Source organism: Knoellia flava TL1 (assembly GCF_000768675.1).
Lineage (GTDB): Bacteria > Actinomycetota > Actinomycetes > Actinomycetales > Dermatophilaceae > Knoellia > Knoellia flava.
This window is the reverse complement of sequence record NZ_AVPI01000012.1, coordinates 191,131-206,649: the sequence shown is the minus strand read 5'-3', so window position 1 is coordinate 206,649 and position 15,519 is coordinate 191,131. Positions and strand designations below refer to the sequence as shown.

Genomic DNA, 15,519 nt, shown 5'->3' with positions numbered 1-15,519 from the left:
GGCCGCGGACCGCGCGCCCTGCCGCGGCTCCGGCGGCGCGGAGGTCGGCGGGCGCGCCCGTACCCAGCCCCACGAGGACGAGGACGCGGGCGGCCTGCTCGCCGCGCGGCATACGGATGGTCGTGGAGGTGCCGGTGTCGCTCGACGGCTCGTGCGTCTCGAGGAGCTCGGCGGGTGCGAAGCCCGCGGTCTCGAGCGCCTCGCGGGTGCGCCTGTCCCACGGCTCGTCGCCGGCCAGCAGCCCCACGACGAGCGCGAGGTCGGCCGGGTCGCGGTCGGCGAGGACGTCGACGAGTGGTCCGTCGCTCGCGGACCAGGTGGCGACGGACGGGGCGAGGAGGTCTTCGGCAGGCACGGGGCGACCCTACCGACGGCGAGAGGGCCCCCACCACGGCGGTGGGGGCCCTCTCGTCACGTCAACAGCGGACGGTCACTTCTTCAGCGCCTCGCAGTCGTCGATCGCCTGACCCAGCGCACGAACCTCGTCCGGGGTCATCTCGACGACGAGCCGGCCACCACCCTCCAGGGGCATGCGGAGCACGATGCCGCGACCCTCCTTGGTGACCTCGAGAGGGCCGTCGCCCGTCCTGGGCTTCATTGCCGCCATGGGTGTTCCCTTCGTTGGCGCAGCGCACGGTCGTGCGTCACGTGTTCGCGTCCCGGTGTTCGCACACCGGTCTCTTCTCCATTATCCCCGTTCGCGCAGGCGTGACGAAATCGGGGTCCCCGCACGGACTAGGGCGGCCTCGACCCCCACGGGCTGTAGGTGAGCAGGACGCAGGTCCACCACACGAGTCCGAGCACCACCGGGACGAGCAGCACCGCCACCCTGCGCCGCCAGTGCGTGACGATCCGCTCCCCCGTCGAGGTCCGCATTGCGACGCTCGCGAGGAGCGCGGCGATCGGGAAGTCGAGCAGGAGGAACCTCCACATGCTCGTGATCGGGCGCACGACGGCGAAGAGGTACAGCGGGTAGGCCACCGCCCACGCCCGGGCCTCGACCGGGAGCCACCGACCGTGCCGCCCGAGGATGAGCGCGACGTAGGTGCCCGCGAGCGCGAGGAGGACGGCCACGCCGGCGAGCCCGCGCCCGTCCCACGCCCACTGGAGCCAGAGGATGAACGGGCCCGTCGCAGGCTTCTGGCCCCACGCCTCCTGGACGTCGAAGAACGCGGTCGGGATGCCACTGACGACACCTGCCACGACGGGCCACGCGATTCCGGACAGACCGGTGACGACGAGCATGACGGCGGCCGACGTCCGGGCCCCGCGCAGGGGGCTCACCCCGGCGGCACGTTCCTCGCGAATGCGCACGAGGAGGTGGACGAGGGCGGCGCAGCCGATGGCTGGTGCGACCCCGCGGGTGAACCCGAGCGGCACCGCGAGGAGGGCGACGACGGCATACCGGCGTCTCATGAGGTAGAGCAGCGAGGCGGCCACGAGGACGACGGCAAGGGGCTCGGTGTAGGGCTTGAGCATGACGCCGGTCGCCGGGTAGAAGCACCACAGTGCGGCGGCGACGAGCGCGAGCCGCTCACGACCCGGCTGCGGCTGGGCGTGGAGCCCGTGGCGGAGGACGGCCCAGATGAGGACGGTGCCGAGTCCGCCGAGGACGAGGTTGAGCCCGACGGCGGCGGGCGTGAACGGCAGGCCGAGGGCCATGAGCCCCCTCACGAGGAGGGGGAACAGCGGATAGAACGCCCACGCGCTGTAGGTGAGCTTGCCGGTGTCGGGGTCGGCGGGGAGGGGCACGGGATAGCCCTCGGTCGCGATGCTCTCGTACCACTCGGCGTCCCACAGCGAGATGAGGTCGCCGACGCCCGGGTCGAGGTGGCCGACGCCCGCAGGGTTCTGGAACCACGTCGCGGCCACCCACATCGCGCCCAGTGCGACGCCGCGGGAGGCGGCGTAGACGAGGAGCACGGCACGGACCGGGTGCGCCAGCGCGAGCGAGCCGAGGTGGCGGCGTCCGGCGACGGTGAGCACGGACCTCGAAGGCCGGGCGCTCCCGGCCGCACGCTCCTCGGTCGCGGTCACGACCGCAGGCCCCGGACGTCCCAGACGTAGACGTCCTCGACCTGTTGCGGCTCGCCGAGGACGGTGACGAGCGAGTCGCGCAGGGCGGCGGTCTGCTCACGCATCGGCAGGACCACGGTGTCGGTGCGCCAGGCGACGAGGTCAGCCTCGAACTGCTGCCGCTGCGCGTCGTTGGCGACGGTCAGCGTGTTGGCGGCGTTGACGTCGTAGAGCCACAGCGAGAACGGCCGCCGCGTCGCGCCGTACTGCCCGCCACGGTCCGGCTGCCCGTTGGGACCGACGAAGTAGCCCTCGACGATCGGGAACGCGAGCGTGTCGGCGGCGAGCTGCCAGTCGAAGGCGCGCGCGTCGACGATGTCGGTCGGCGGCACCGCGAGGATCGACCCGCCGTGGCTCCAGTCACGCCAGGCGTCACCGGTGAAGAACGTGGGTACGGCCGGCCTCGGGTCGACGACGAGTGGCGTCGGCAGGATCGGGAGGAGCGCCATCGCGGAGACCGCGACGGCGGCCCACCCGACAGCCTGCTCGCGCCGGGCGCGCGTCCCGTCGCGAGCGGTCTCGTCGCCCTCGTCGGCGCCGCTCCCGCGCAGCAGCGAGGACCGGAAGGCGGCGTCGATCCCGATGGCGAGCAGTCCCGCGAGCGCCGGGATGGCGATCATCGCGAAGCGGGTGGGCAGGACGTTCTCGAGGACGGGCAGCCCGTCGAAGAGCGACCACAGGGCCGGTATGCCGGTCGGCTGGCCACGCAGGACCACCTCCTCCCCCAGCGAGAGCCAGCAGGCGACCACGGCGAGGACGCCGAGTGCCTGCACGACTGGCCGCCGCGCGAGGACGACGACGATGACCCCGGCCAGGAGCCACAGGGGGATGCCGAAGAACGCGTTCTCCTCGGTGCGGTTCATCGACAGCGCCGCCGAGGCCCACGGGTCCGTGCCGATGGTGCGGGTGGCCCGCCCCCAGAGCGCGGCGAGGTCGTTGCCGCCGGGCGGGTGGTAGATCGAGGTGTAGCTCTGCCGTCCGGCGAACTGCCACCACAGCGGGACCGCCACGAGGACGAGCGAGACGGCCGCCCCGATGGCCACGCCCGGCGCCATGCGCGCGACGTCGAGACGTCGGTGCGCGAGCAGGACGAGCCCGACGACGAGCACGCCGATGGCCATGAGGAGCAGCGGCTCCTCGCCGATGAAGATCTGCCACGTGACGAGGAGGCCCAGGACCACACCGTCGCGAACCCTGCGGTCCCGCTCCGCGAGCCGCAGGACCCGGTCGAGGATGACGGGGAGGAGGAAGAGCGAGACGAAGTTCGGGTGGCCGTTGGCGTGCGAGACCATCGCCGGGGCGAAGCCGGTGACCCAGCCGCCGACGGCGGCGGCGGGACGGACGAGACCGCGGCGGCGCAGGAACCAGTACCAGGCGGCAGCGGTGCCGGCGAGACCGAGCAGCTCGACGACGAAGAAGGTCACGTGCGCGCCGAGGACCAGGGTGATTGGCGCGAAGGGCACCCCGAGACCGGTGACGGCAGCGTTGGCCATGAGGTTGACGCCGTCGGGGAAGTTCTGGCGGTCGCTGAAGAGCGGGTTCGAGAAGGTCGCGACGTTGTGGGCCGACGCCCCGAAGTACCACTCGAACGCCTGGTGGTCCTGGACACCCTGCGAGAGGTAGCCCGTCGAGACCTTGCCGACGAGGTTGGAAAGGACGTGCAGTGCCGTGCCGACGTAGGCAGCGACGACGACGAGGTCGGCCGTCCCCCAGTCGATGCGCCGGGTGCGGTCCGCCGCACCCGCTGCGTCCGCAACAGTCGTCGTGGGGCTCGCCGTCTCCTCGGACGCCGCCACGGCCTCGTATGCCGTCTCGTCGCCGGACTCGGCCGGCGCGCCCTCCTCGGGCCCTCCCCGCAGCCGCAGGTCGTTGGCGGCGATCTGGGCGTCGAGCCGCGCCAAGGCCTCGTCCACCCTCTGGGCCGGGTAGCCGACGAGCTGGAAGCGGAGGGTCTCCCCGCCGGGCGCGCGGCCGGGCGCGTCCCGTCGGGCGAGCAGCGCGGCGAGCACTGCCGCACAGGCGAGGACGGGAAGGCTCAGCAGCAGCGCCCAGATCACGGCTCGCCGCCGACGGCGTGGTTCGCGACGAGCCGGTCCACGACCCGCCCGAAGATCACCCGGCCGAAGATGTCGCCCAACGGACGCGTCACCGCCCGCAGCCCGGGGACACCGTCGAACCAGAGCTCCTCGGTCCACGTGAGACGGGAACCACCGGCATACGGGCTCACGACCGCCTCGGCCCACCCCTTGAGGGTGCCCGTCTTGCGGATCCGCCAACGCCGCGGCGCTTGCCAGGCCTCGACGACCATCGGGTCGTCGAAGCGGAGCGGCCCGAGGGCGGTGCGCACGGTGAAGCGCCAGCCCAGCGCGGGGTCACCGGGGTCCGCGAGGGTCGTCGTCAGCGGCACGGTGTCCGCGTGGTCGGCGAGGGCCGCGACGCGCGCCCACAGCTCGTCCGCGGGCAGGTCGCTCTCACGCGTCAGGGTGAACACGGCCGACCCTCTCCTTGCGCTTCTGCTCGGCGAGCTCACGCTCCCGCTCGGCGAACTCGCGCTCCTGCTCTGCGAGTCGGGTGCGCCGCGCCTCGAGGGCCGCGTCCACGTCGTCGACCGCGTAGCCGTAGACCGCTGTGCCGAGCCGGAGCCGGTCGACGTCCTCGCTACCCGGCTCGTCCGGGAGCGCGAGCGGGGGGCGCGTGCTCGTCGGCTCGCTGAGGGGGTCCGGCTCGAGCCTGCCCGTGGCGACGAGCACCGTCCCCGCGACGACGGCGGCGGCGAGCAGTGCCAGAACGACCCATTCCACGTCGCCGATCCTAGGCGGGAGGGCGGGCCGGCGGGCGACCCGCACCGCTCACTCGGCGTGGGTGCCTGTGCCCTCGGGCTCGTCACGGGCCAGCGCGCGGTCCGACTCGACGATGACCGAGATGGCCTCGTCGACGTCGTCGGTGACCGAGACGAGGTCGAGGTCCTCGGCGTTGATGGTGCCTGCGGTGAGCGCCGAGCCGCGCAGCCAGTCGATCAGGCCCTGCCAGTAGCCCGAACCCAGCAGGACGATCGGGAACGACGTCACCTTCTGCGTCTGCACGAGCGTGATCGCCTCGAAGACCTCATCGAGGGTTCCGAAGCCGCCGGGCAGCACGACGAACCCTTGGGCGTACTTGACGAACATCGTCTTGCGCGCGAAGAAGTAGCGGAAGTTCACGCCGAGGTCGACGTACTCGTTGAGACCGGTCTCGAAGGGCAGCTCGATGCCGAGTCCGACCGAGGTGCCGCCGGCCTCGCACGCCCCCTTGTTGGCGGCCTCCATCGCACCCGGTCCACCGCCCGTGATGACGGCGTAGCCGGCGGCGACGAGCCCGGCGCCGAGACGCTCACCGAGGGCGTAGACCGGGTCGTGCGGCTGGGTGCGCGCCGAGCCGAAGACGCTCACCGCGGGCCCGAGCTCGGCGAGCGCGCCGAACCCCTCGACGAACTCGGACTGGATCCTCATGACGCGCCACGGGTCCGTGTGGACCCAGTCGGCCGAGCCACGGCTGTCGAGCAGCCTCTGGTCGGTCGTCTCGTGCGGGACCTTGGACCGTCGCATGACGACCGGTCCCTTGACGTAGTCCTGCGTGGCGTCCCAGGGCTCCTGTGCGTCGGTCGCGTCGCTCACGGGACCAACCTAGGCGAGCCACCTGAGCATCGCGGCCTCCGACGCCACGAGCTGGTCGACTGGGCAGTGTTCCTCGTCGTGGTGCGCGAGGTTGGGGTCGCCGGGGCCGAAGTTCACGGCGGGCACCCCCATCGCCTGGAAGCGCGCGACGTCCGTCCACCCCTGCTTGGCGATGACGTTGACCCCGAGGGCGTCGACGAAGGCCCTGGCTGCCGGCAGGTCGAGCCCCGGGCGCGCCCCACCGGCGTTGTCGGTCACCGCGAACGTGAGCCCGTCGAAGACCTCGTGCATGTGCGCGACGGCGTCCTCCTCGGTGAGGTCGGGCGCGTAGCGGTAGTTGACCGACACGGTGCACCGGTCGGGGATGACGTTGCCGGCGATGCCGCCGGTGATGCTCACGGCGTTGAGCGCCTCGCGGTACTCCAGTCCGTCGACGGTCACCGTCCTCGGCTCGTATGCCGTGAGCCGGCTGAGGACGTCGGCCGCGTCGTGGATGGCGTTGTGCCCGTTCCACGGCCGGGCCGAGTGCGCAGCGGCGCCCTTGGTCGTGATGTCGATGCGCAGGGTGCCCTTGCACCCGCCCTCGACGATCGCACCCGTCGGCTCGAGCAGGACGGCGAAGTCGGCGTCCTCGATGAGGTCGGGCCGCTGCTGCTCCACGTGGAGCAGGCCGTTGAACTCGCTCTCGATCTCCTCGCCCTCGTAGAAGACGAAGGTGACGTCGCGGGTGGGGGCGGGCACCGTCGCGGCGAGCCGCAGCTGGACGGCGACACCACCCTTCATGTCGACGGTGCCCCGGCCCCAGAGCACCTCCCCCTCGCCGTCCCCTCCCGGCAGGCGGCGGGTCGGCAGGTTCGGCGGGTCGGTGAGCGGCACCGTGTCGATGTGGCCGGCGAGGACCACGCGCTCGTCGTGTCCCTGCTCGGTGCGCGCGACGACGGTGTTGCCGATGCGCGTCACGGTCAGGTGGCCCAGCGGGGTGAGGGCCTCCTCGATCGCATCGGCGATGGCGGCCTCGGCCCTGCTCACCGACTCGATGTCACAGAGCGCAGCGGTGAGGGTGACGACGTCGGCAGTGAGGTCCAGCGGCATGGGCACGACCCTATCCACGGCCGTGCTCGCGCCCCGCGGGGTGGGTCGAGCCGCTCCGACCCGCACTCTCCCCCGCCCCGACCTGCGGACTCGCCCGCCACGGGCCGAGGGGCTCTTCGGCGTGCAGGTGGGGCATCTAGTCTTGCGCGCATGACTTCGCGCGCGGCACACGGCTACGGCCTGCTCACCCTCCACGGCGACACCGTCCTCGACGCCTGGTTCCCCGCCCCTTCGCTGGGCGAGGCCTCCGCCGCCGAGGAGCCGAAGGGGCTCTCCGCGCTCGCCGTCGCCGACGAGGACCGCGGCGTCACCCGCGAGGTCCGGCTCGTCGAGGTCGACCTCGACGCGGCCCCCGCGGACACCGCCGACGCCTGGCTGCGCCTCCACCTGCTCTCGCACCGCCTCGTCGCACCCAACTCGATCTCGCTCGACGGGCTCTTCGGTGCGCTCACCAACGTCGTGTGGACCAACCACGGGCCCTGCGCGGTCGAGGGCTTCGAGTCCACGCGCCTCGCGCTCATGTCCCGCGGCCCGGTCCAGGTCTTCGGCATCGACAAGTTCCCGAGGATGACCGACTACGTCGTGCCCTCGGGCGTGCGCATCGCCGACGCCGACCGGGTCCGCCTCGGCGCCCACCTCGCGAGCGGCACGACCGTCATGCACGAGGGCTTCGTCAACTTCAACGCGGGCACGCTCGGCAGCTCGATGGTCGAGGGCCGGATCTCGCAGGGAGTCGTCGTCGGCGACGGCTCCGACATCGGCGGCGGTGCCTCGACGATGGGCACGCTCTCCGGCGGTGGCACCGAGCGTGTCGCCATCGGCGAGCGCTGCCTCCTCGGCGCGGAGTCCGGGCTGGGGATCGCCCTCGGGGACGACTGCGTCGTCGAGGCGGGGCTCTACGTCACCGCGGGCACGAAGGTCACGCTCCCCGACGGCACCGTCACCAAGGCGGCCGAGCTCTCGGGCCAGTCGAAGCTGCTCTTCCTCCGCAACTCCGTGACCGGCACCGTCGAGGCGCGCCCGCGCGACGGCCACGGCATCGTGCTCAACTCCGTCCTGCACGCCAACGACTGATGCCCCGCTCCCGCAACGGCTTCGCCCTGGCCGAGGAGCGTCCGCGCCGCGGGCCCGGCCGCTGGGTCGCGCGCGGGCTCGTCCTCACCTTCGTCCTCGTCGCCGGGCTGGGTGCGTGGTTCGGTGGCCGGTCGCTCTTCGAGAGTGTCCTCGGGCCGCGGTGCCAGGCCACCGCCGCGGGCTCCTCGGTCGACTTCGACCCCGAGCAGATGAGCAACGCGGCGACGATCACGGCGATCGCCCTGCGCCGCGGCCTGCCCGCCCGAGCCGCGACGATCGCCCTCGCCACGGCGATCCAGGAGTCGAAGCTGCGCAACATCCGCTACGGAGACCGCGACTCCGTCGGCCTCTTCCAGCAGCGGCCGTCTCAGGGCTGGGGCACGGTCGAGCAGATCCTCGACCCGGAGTACTCGACCAACAAGTTCTACGACGCTCTCGTCAAGGTCGACGGCTGGGAGACCGGCACGATCACGGTCGTCGCGCAGAAGGTGCAGCGCAGCGCCTACCCGGAGGCCTATGCCGACCACGAGCAGGAGGGTCGGATCCTCGCGTCGAGCCTCGCGGGGCACTCGCCTCGAGGCGTCGGCTGCCGCCTCGACGGGGCCGAGGGCGAGGCCGACGTCGCGCTCATCGGCCGACTCCTCGAGGCGGAGTACTCCCTCGGAGTCCGAGCCGTCGAGGGCACTCTCTCCGTGCAGGCCCCCAGCGAGCAGCTCGCGTGGTCGATCGCCTCGTGGTCCGTCGCCAAGGCGGTCGACACCGGGATCACCGGGGTGACCATCGGAGACCGGTCGTGGACCCGCAGCCGGGACTCCTCCGCGTGGGAGTGGCAGGTCGCCGACACCCCCGTCGGCCCGCTGGAGGTCCAGCTCCACCTCACCTGAGGCGCTGTCCCGTCTGCCGAGAGCGTCCGACGCTGTCGTGTCGTGGGACCGGCGAACGGGGTACGGTCGAGGCATGACATCGAACACATATTCGAACGATGCTCGCGATGACGACGTCCCCACCCGGACTGCAGGCGACGAGGTCGTCGACGACGCCTCACGACCCTCCGGCGGCGACGACGTCCTCGGCGCCCCCCGTCCCACGACGACCGAGAAGGACCCCAGCGACTGGGTGACCGGCGACGAGCCGATGACCGGCGCCCAGCGCAGCTACCTCGACACCCTCGCGCGGGAGGCCGGGGAGGAGCTGCCCGCCGACCTCACCAAGGCGCAGGCCTCGGAGCAGATCGACCGGCTCCAGGACGAGACGGGCCGCGACGGAAGCTGAGCGGACGGCATACGACGGCAAGAGCCCCGACCTGCGTCGTGCAGGTCGGGGCTACTTCGTATGCCGTGGTGCCGGCTCGCGTCAGCGGCTCGAGATCGCGGTGTAGTCGCGCTCGGTCGCGCCGGTGTAGATCTGGCGCGGACGGCCGATCTTCGTGGCCGGGTCCTCGATCATCTCGCGCCACTGGGCGATCCAGCCTGGGAGGCGGCCGAGGGCGAAGAGGACGGTGAACATCTTCGTCGGGAAGCCCATCGCCTTGTAGATGAGGCCGGTGTAGAAGTCGACGTTCGGGTAGAGCTTGCGCTCGATGAAGTAGTCGTCCTCGAGGGCGCGCTGCTCGAGCTGGAGCGCGATGTCGAGCAGCGGGTCGCCGACGCCGTCCTTGTTGAGGATGGTGTCGGTCGTCTTCTTGATGATCGCGGCGCGCGGGTCGTAGTTCTTGTAGACGCGGTGGCCGAAGCCCATGAGCTTGACCCCGTCCTCCTTGTTCTTGACCTTCTTGACGAAGGTGTCGACGTCGCCACCGCTCTGGAGGATGCCGTCGAGCATCTCGAGCACGGCCGAGTTGGCGCCACCGTGCAGCGGGCCGGACAGCGCGTGGATGCCCGCGGAGACGGAGTTGAAGAGGTTGGCGTGGGCCGAGCCGACGAGCCGGACGGTCGACGTCGAGCAGTTCTGCTCGTGGTCGGCGTGCAGGATGAGCAGCTGGTCGAGCGCCTTGACCATGTCGGGGTCGATGTCGTAGTCCGTCGCCGGGACGCCGAAGGTCATCCGGAGGAAGTTCTCCTGGAGCGACAGGCGGTTGTCCGGGTAGAGGAACGGCTGGCCGATGCTCTTCTTGTAGGCGTAGGCCGCGATCGTCGGCAGCTTGGCGAGGAGGCGGATCGTCGAGATCTCGACGTGCTCCTTGTCGAACGGGTCGAGGCTGTCCTGGTAGAAGGTGCCGAGCGCGGAGACGGCCGAGGACAGGACCGGCATCGGGTGCGCGTCGCGCGGGAAGCCGTTGAAGAAGGCCTTGAGGTCCTCGTGCAGCATCGTGTGCTGGCGCACCCGCTCGGTGAAGGCGTCGAGCTCGGACTGGGTCGGGAGCTCGCCGTAGACGAGGAGGTAGGAGACCTCGAGGAAGCTCGACTTCTCGGCGAGCTGCTCGATCGGGTAGCCGCGGTAGCGCAGGATGCCGGCGTCACCGTCGATGTAGGTGATCGCGCTGTTGCACGACGCCGTGTTGACGAAGCCGATGTCGAGGGTGGTGTCCCCCGTTTCCTTGAGGAGCTTCGAGATGTCGTAGCCGTTGTTACCCTCGGAGGCCTTCACGAGGGGGAAGCTGAGTTCGGTGTCGCGGACCTTGAAGGTCGCGCCGGCCGCTGCGTCGGTGCTCATCGTCTTTTCGGTTCCTCACGTCTCGGGCGAGCTCGCAGTGGGCGCCGCTCGCGCTCCAGTGACGCTACCTCAGAGGCCCGCGACGACGAAAAGCGTGGTCGCCATGGGGACCGGTGCGGCCCCGGACGGAGGGCGTCAGGACGGCGCGCCGAGGCGTGCCCCGGCCGCGGCGATCCGCTCGTCGGGGGCGGTGAGGGCGATGCGCACGTGCTGCGCCCCGGCCCGGCCGTAGAAGGTGCCCGGGGCAGCGAGGATGCCGCGCTCGGCGAGCCGGTCGAGCGTCGTCCAGGCGTCCTCTCCCGCGGTCGCCCAGAGGTAGAGGCCGGCGTCGCTCAGGGTCACGTCGAGCCCGAACGCGCGCACTCCCTCGAGGAGCGTCGCTCGACGCGCGGCGTAGACCGCCTTCTGCGCCTCGACGTGCGCGGCGTCGCCGACCGCCGCGGTGAGCGCGACCTGGACGGGCCACGGGACGATCATCCCGGCGTGCTTGCGGACCTCGAGCAGCCGCCCGACGAGAGCGGGGTCACCGGCGACGAAGGCCGCGCGGTAGCCGGCCAGGTTGGACTGCTTCGAGAGCGAGTAGACGCAGAGCAACCCCTCGTGCGAGCCCCCCGTCACCCGCGGGTCGAGGATCGACGGCGTCGTCGGAGGCTCGCCCTCACCGCGGTCGGTGCGCCAGTCGAGCTCGGCGTAGCACTCGTCGCTCGCGACGACGACCCCGTGACGACGTGCCCACGCGACGACCTTGGCGAGGTGCTCGACCCCGAGCACCTGTCCGGTGGGGTTGCCAGGACTGTTGAGCCACAACAGCTTCGGCGTGGTCGAGGGCGTCAGCGGTCCGAGCGCGGCAAGCCCGTCGACGACCTTCGGGGTCGCACCCGCGAGGCGGGCACCGACGTCGTAGGTCGGGTAGGCCGCGGACGGGAAGCCCACGACATCGCCTGCCCCGAGCCCGAGCAGCGTGGGCAGCCACGCGACGAGCTCCTTGCTCCCGACCGTGGGCAGCACGCCGTCCGGGTCCACGTCGGGCACGCCGCGGCGGGTCGCGAACCAGCTCGCCACGGCCTCGCGCAGCGCAGGGGTGCCCCACGTCTGCGGGTAGCCGGGAGCGTTCGACGCCGACCGCAGCGCCTCCTGCACGACCTCGGGCGTCGGATCGACCGGCGTGCCGACGGAGAGGTCGACGAGTCCCAGCCCGTCGTCGGTGGCAACAGAACTCGCCCGCTCCTTGACCGGAGCGAGCGAGTCCCAGGGAAAGTCAGGAAGTGAGAACGTCACTCGTCATGTTCCTGCGGCGGCAGCGCCGCGATCAGCGGGTGGTCCTTGGGGATGAGGCCCATCTTCGCCGCGCCGCCGGGGCTGCCGAGGTCGTCGAAGAACTCGACGTTGGCCTTGTAGTAGTCGGCCCACTGCTCCGGGGTGTCGTCCTCGTAGTAGATGGCCTCCACGGGGCAGACGGGCTCGCACGCACCGCAGTCGACGCACTCGTCCGGGTGGATGTAGAGCGACCGCTCACCTTCGTAGATGCAGTCGACCGGGCATTCCTCGATGCAGGCCTTGTCCTTGAGGTCGACACAAGGCTGCGCGATCACGTACGTCATGCCGCCATAGTATGCCGCTCGTGCCCACGCCTCTCGATGCCGTCCACCTCGGCGCGCGCGTCGTCGTCAGATCGCGGCTCGACCCCCTCCGCGAGGCTCCGCACGACGGCCCGTCGATGACCGACGCGGTCGGCACGCTCCTCTCCCGGAGCGAGACCGAGGTCGTCGTCGCGACCCGCCACGGGGACGTCACCATCCCGGTGGACCGCATCGTGGCGGCCAAGGAGGTCCCCCCACGGCCCAGCCGCCGTGGCGCCGCCCACCTGGCTGTGTCCGTCGACGACCTCCAGCGCGTCATGGGCCCCGCGTGGGGCGCCGTCGAGCGCGAACGGCTCGGCGACTGGGAGCTGCGCGCCTCGAGCGGCTTCACCCAGCGCGGCAACTCAGTCCTGCCCGTGGGCAGCCCGGGGCTCCCCCTCTCCGACGCGGTCGACCGCGTCGAGCAGTGGTATGCCGTCCGCGGCCTCCCCGCCAAGGTGGCCCTCGCCGGGCCGGTCGGCTTCGAGCCCGGTGACGACCCGCTCGGTGCCGAGCTGCTCGACCGCGGGTGGACCGCCGCGGACCGCACCCTTACCCTCACCGCGGCGACGGGCACCGTGGCCGGCGGGCCGGCCACCGCCGGTCCGACCGACGCGACCGCACGGTCCGCCGGCGCCGAACCCGAGGTCCGCATCACGCCGGATCTCGACGACGCCTGGCTCGATGCCTATGCCCTGAGCAGGCCCCTCGACCGGCAAGTAGCCGCCCGAGTCCTCACGGGTAGCCCGGCCCAGCTCTTCGCGAGCATCGCCGTCGGCGGCGGACTGGCCCAGCGTCTCGGTCTCGACACCCCGGCCTCCCGCGATCCTCGGCCCGTCGCCGTCGGCCGGCTCGCGGTCGCCGGCGGGTGGGCCGGTATCGCCGCCGTGTGGACCGCCCCGGCCATGCGCGGGCGCGGGCTGGCGACCCGGATCACGAGGTCCCTCGCAGCGCGCGCGGGGGCGGACGGCATACGGCTCATCCACCTGCAGGTGGAGGCCGACAACGCGACGGCGATCCGGGTCTACGAGCGCCTCGGGTTCGAACGCCACTCGAGCTACGTCTACCTCACCGCGCCGCGAGGCTGACCGACGGCTACTTCGCGTCGGGATGCGTGCAGGTGACGTCGTCCTCGGGGTTGTAGTGGGTGTTGAACGCCTGCGTCCGTACGGTGCGGCCGCCCTGCTTGAAGATCCGAGTGACGGTGACGTCGAAGCCGGGCGTGGGTGCCTGAGTGATGCACTCAGGTGACGGGTCGGTGATCTTCTTGGGCTGGACGATGTTGCGACGCGGGCTCTTGGTCGCCGTGACGTCCCACTTCTTGGTGCCGTAGAACGAGACCGTCACCTGACCGCCGGTGGAGCTGGCGCGGATGTAGATGCCGCCGTCGGTCGTGTTGACCCAGCGGTTGTCGGGATAGGGGTAGGAGATCGTCGCCTCCCGGCCCTCGGGATAGCGCGAGATGTAGAAGCCGTGCGCCATGTACTCCTTGAACTCGACGCCGGCGAAGAAGGCCGCGTTGAAGAGCGTCGTCGAGACCTGTGAGATGCCGCCGCCGTAGTTCTCGCTGAGCCGGCCCTCCGAGATGACGCCGCCCTTGACGTAGCCCTTGTCCGGGGTGCGGCGGCCGAGGACACCGTTGAGGCTGAAGGTGCCGCCCGGCGGGACGTAGGTGCCGTTGAGGGCCCGAGCCGCGATCCGGATGTTGGTGACGCGACCGCCGCCGTTGGCGTTGAAGTAGGTGGTGAAGGTCGAGATCTGGCCCTTGGGCAGGGTCGCCTGCGCCTTCTCGGTCGTGAACTTCGGCTGGGCCACGGTCACGGGCAGGATCGCGGCCCGCTCTTCCGACGTGAGCGCGGCCGTCACCGGACCGACGATCTTCGTGGTGTCGAGAGCGACGCCGGTTCGCGACGGGACCACGGCGGGCTGGCCGTCCCTGAAGGTCACGCTCGCGTCCTTCGCGGCGACGGTGGCCCCGGCCTTCGCGGCGGCCTTGCTCACGACGGCGACGACGAGCTTGTCGTCGAGCTTGGGGGTGATCCGGCCCTCGCTGTCCGCCGGGAAGCTGATGGCCGGAGCGAGCGCCACGGCCGGCACCTCGAACGTCTTGTCACCGGCCTTGATGCCGATCGGACCCGACATCGCCTTGTCGGCGAACTCCGTCTTCACCCGCTCGAGCTCCTCGGCGGTCACCTTGGGCGAGGACTCCTCGACGGGAGCGACGATCGGCGCGGAGCGCGGCCACGCGGCGGCGACGGTCTCGGCCGTGGGGTCGACCTCGACCTTCTGGCCCTTCACGGGCTCGACGACGGCGACCTTGCCGCCGGCGACCGAGATCGACCCGTCCTTCGGCGCGATCTCGAGCTCGGCGGCAGCCTTCTCGACGGCCGCCCTGAGCTTGTCCTCGTCGACCTTCGTCGTGAGGCCGCGCTCGACACCTCCGGTGAGGTGGCCGATGACCTTGACCGGGTTGAGGCTGAAGCCGGTGAGGTCGGCGACCGACTCGTCGAGGTCGACGGCGAGTCCGGCCTCCTTCGGGTCGATCGTGGCCTTCTTGTCGCCGGCGGTGAGCTCGATGGGAGCGGTTGCACGCTTCTCGACCCCCTTGGCCAGCGCGTCACGGGCAGCTGCCGGGCCAAGGCCGCCGATCTGGACGCCTCCGACGGTGGTGTCGCTCGGCACTCGACCGCTCGCCCACGCCGCGGCACCGACGTAGCCGACCACGAGCAGCGTGAGCGCACCGACGAGCGAGGCGATCGTGACGCGTCGGCGTCGTCGTGCCTGGCCCGTGTCGGAGTCGAATTCGCTGGTCATTGGTCGTGTCCTCGGTGGGTGTCGTGTGCAGGTGGTGTTGTCACGGGAGCGCTGAGTACTGTCCGCGGAAGTGTACGAGGGCGGGCGTGGGGTCACCCGACAGGCGAGCGGCACGCACCTCCCCCACGATGATGCTGTGGTCGCCCGCCGGGTGCACGTCGTGCACGACGCACTCCAGGGTCGACAGGGCTCCGTCGAGGAGGGGGATCCCGGACGAGGTGAGGGTGTGCGGGGTGCGGTCCATCTGGCCGGGAAGGGGTCGTCCGGGCGTCGAGAACCACACGGCCGCGGCGCGCTGGGACGCCGCGAGGACGCTCACGCCGAACTCCCCGCGCTCGAGGACCGCGTCGTGGAAGCGTGCGTCGGTCTCGACGCACACGAGCAGCAGGACCGGGTCGAGCGAGACGCTCGTGACCGAGTCCGCGGTGATGGCGTGGTGGTGGCCCGAGGCGGTCGTCGTGACGACGGCGACCCCCTTGGCGAGACGACCGATGACGTGCCGGTAGGCGTCGGTGTCGATCCCCATGGCGCCCTCCTCC

At 71.6% G+C, this 15,519-nt stretch carries 17 protein-coding genes; 4 read left to right on the top strand and 13 right to left on the bottom strand.

Annotated elements, in window-relative coordinates:
• The 8 genes from N798_RS06335 to dapE all read right to left on the bottom strand — a co-directional run.
• Positions 1-355 (bottom strand): M17 family peptidase N-terminal domain-containing protein (locus tag N798_RS06335; RefSeq protein WP_035947101.1); only part of this gene is annotated, 355 nt, incomplete at its 3' end.
• A 75-nt stretch (positions 356-430) separates the two neighbouring features.
• Positions 431-607, bottom strand: a complete 177-nt coding sequence (locus N798_RS17740) for a DUF3117 domain-containing protein (RefSeq protein WP_082569572.1) — start codon at positions 605-607, stop codon at positions 431-433.
• A gap of 128 nt (positions 608-735) precedes the next feature.
• Positions 736-2,037 carry a hypothetical protein gene (locus N798_RS06330; RefSeq protein ID WP_035947100.1) on the bottom strand — a complete coding sequence of 434 codons (1,302 nt, stop codon included), beginning with the start codon at positions 2,035-2,037 and terminating at the stop codon, positions 736-738.
• Positions 2,034-4,133, bottom strand: a complete 2,100-nt coding sequence (locus N798_RS06325) for a hypothetical protein (RefSeq protein ID WP_052116974.1) — start codon at positions 4,131-4,133, stop codon at positions 2,034-2,036. Before N798_RS06325 ends, N798_RS06330 begins: the two co-directional genes overlap by 4 nt.
• A complete protein-coding gene (locus N798_RS06320) occupies positions 4,130-4,567 on the bottom strand; it encodes an SRPBCC family protein (protein WP_035947098.1) in 438 nt (145 codons plus the stop codon). The genes N798_RS06325 and N798_RS06320 overlap by 4 nt, the downstream gene beginning before the upstream one ends.
• A complete protein-coding gene (locus N798_RS06315; protein WP_052116973.1) occupies positions 4,548-4,877 on the bottom strand; it encodes a hypothetical protein in 330 nt (109 codons plus the stop codon). Before N798_RS06315 ends, N798_RS06320 begins: the two co-directional genes overlap by 20 nt.
• Before the next feature lie 48 nt (positions 4,878-4,925).
• Positions 4,926-5,660, bottom strand: coding sequence for an LOG family protein (locus tag N798_RS06310; RefSeq protein WP_052116982.1), 735 nt, complete (start codon positions 5,658-5,660; stop codon positions 4,926-4,928).
• Positions 5,661-5,738: 78 nt separating this feature from the next.
• Positions 5,739-6,821 (bottom strand): succinyl-diaminopimelate desuccinylase, encoded by a 1,083-nt coding sequence (gene dapE, locus N798_RS06305; RefSeq protein ID WP_035947095.1) that lies wholly within the window; start codon positions 6,819-6,821, stop codon positions 5,739-5,741.
• Positions 6,822-6,971: 150 nt separating this feature from the next.
• Between dapE and dapD the strand changes: the two genes are divergently transcribed.
• The 3 genes from dapD to N798_RS06290 all read left to right on the top strand — a co-directional run bounded on the left by dapD (position 6,972) and on the right by N798_RS06290 (position 9,167).
• Positions 6,972-7,895 carry a 2,3,4,5-tetrahydropyridine-2,6-dicarboxylate N-succinyltransferase gene (dapD, locus tag N798_RS06300; protein WP_035947094.1) on the top strand — a complete coding sequence of 308 codons (924 nt, stop codon included), beginning with the start codon at positions 6,972-6,974 and terminating at the stop codon, positions 7,893-7,895.
• Positions 7,895-8,779: a hypothetical protein gene (locus tag N798_RS06295; protein WP_035947093.1), complete on the top strand. Its 885-nt coding sequence runs from the start codon at positions 7,895-7,897 to the stop codon at positions 8,777-8,779. Before dapD ends, N798_RS06295 begins: the two co-directional genes overlap by 1 nt.
• Before the next feature lie 73 nt (positions 8,780-8,852).
• The gene (locus tag N798_RS06290; protein ID WP_084100180.1) at positions 8,853-9,167 is read left to right on the top strand and encodes a DUF3072 domain-containing protein; all 315 of its coding nucleotides are present in this window, start codon (positions 8,853-8,855) and stop codon (positions 9,165-9,167) included.
• A gap of 81 nt (positions 9,168-9,248) precedes the next feature.
• Here the strand turns inward: N798_RS06290 and N798_RS06285 are convergent, their stop codons facing one another.
• From N798_RS06285 to fdxA, 3 genes are all read right to left on the bottom strand, one after another.
• Positions 9,249-10,547: a citrate synthase gene (locus N798_RS06285; RefSeq protein ID WP_035947092.1), complete on the bottom strand. Its 1,299-nt coding sequence runs from the start codon at positions 10,545-10,547 to the stop codon at positions 9,249-9,251.
• 135 nt (positions 10,548-10,682) lie between these two features.
• Complete coding sequence (gene dapC / locus N798_RS06280; RefSeq protein WP_035947090.1) at positions 10,683-11,825, bottom strand: succinyldiaminopimelate transaminase; 1,143 nt, start codon at positions 11,823-11,825, stop codon at positions 10,683-10,685.
• On the bottom strand, positions 11,822-12,148 hold the full coding sequence (fdxA, locus tag N798_RS06275) for a ferredoxin (RefSeq protein WP_035947089.1): 327 nt from the start codon (positions 12,146-12,148) through the stop codon (positions 11,822-11,824). Before fdxA ends, dapC begins: the two co-directional genes overlap by 4 nt.
• A gap of 20 nt (positions 12,149-12,168) precedes the next feature.
• On the opposite strand from fdxA, the gene N798_RS06270 reads away from it, so the two are divergent.
• Entirely contained in the window at positions 12,169-13,254 is a 1,086-nt protein-coding gene (locus N798_RS06270) for a GNAT family N-acetyltransferase (protein ID WP_188450366.1), read from the top strand.
• A 7-nt stretch (positions 13,255-13,261) separates the two neighbouring features.
• On the opposite strand, the gene N798_RS06265 is transcribed toward N798_RS06270, so the two are convergent.
• Positions 13,262-14,980, bottom strand: coding sequence for a VanW family protein (locus N798_RS06265; RefSeq protein ID WP_035947087.1), 1,719 nt, complete (start codon positions 14,978-14,980; stop codon positions 13,262-13,264).
• A gap of 40 nt (positions 14,981-15,020) precedes the next feature.
• Positions 15,021-15,506: a flavin reductase family protein gene (locus tag N798_RS06260; protein ID WP_035947180.1), complete on the bottom strand. Its 486-nt coding sequence runs from the start codon at positions 15,504-15,506 to the stop codon at positions 15,021-15,023.
• Positions 15,507-15,519 lie beyond the last annotated feature (13 nt).

Coding starts and splice junctions, on each gene's coding strand:
- N798_RS17740 (WP_082569572.1), bottom strand. CDS start 607: ATGGCGGCAATGAAGCCCAGGACGGGCGACGGCCCTCTCGAGGTCACC.
- N798_RS06310 (WP_052116982.1), bottom strand. CDS start 5,660: ATGCGACGGTCCAAGGTCCCGCACGAGACGACCGACCAGAGGCTGCTC.
- dapE (WP_035947095.1), bottom strand. CDS start 6,821: ATGCCGCTGGACCTCACTGCCGACGTCGTCACCCTCACCGCTGCGCTC.
- dapD (WP_035947094.1), top strand. CDS start 6,972: ATGACTTCGCGCGCGGCACACGGCTACGGCCTGCTCACCCTCCACGGC.
- N798_RS06295 (WP_035947093.1), top strand. CDS start 7,895: ATGCCCCGCTCCCGCAACGGCTTCGCCCTGGCCGAGGAGCGTCCGCGC.
- N798_RS06290 (WP_084100180.1), top strand. CDS start 8,853: ATGACATCGAACACATATTCGAACGATGCTCGCGATGACGACGTCCCC.
- N798_RS06285 (WP_035947092.1), bottom strand. CDS start 10,547: ATGAGCACCGACGCAGCGGCCGGCGCGACCTTCAAGGTCCGCGACACC.
- fdxA (WP_035947089.1), bottom strand. CDS start 12,148: ATGACGTACGTGATCGCGCAGCCTTGTGTCGACCTCAAGGACAAGGCC.
- N798_RS06265 (WP_035947087.1), bottom strand. CDS start 14,980: ATGACCAGCGAATTCGACTCCGACACGGGCCAGGCACGACGACGCCGA.
- N798_RS06260 (WP_035947180.1), bottom strand. CDS start 15,506: ATGGGGATCGACACCGACGCCTACCGGCACGTCATCGGTCGTCTCGCC.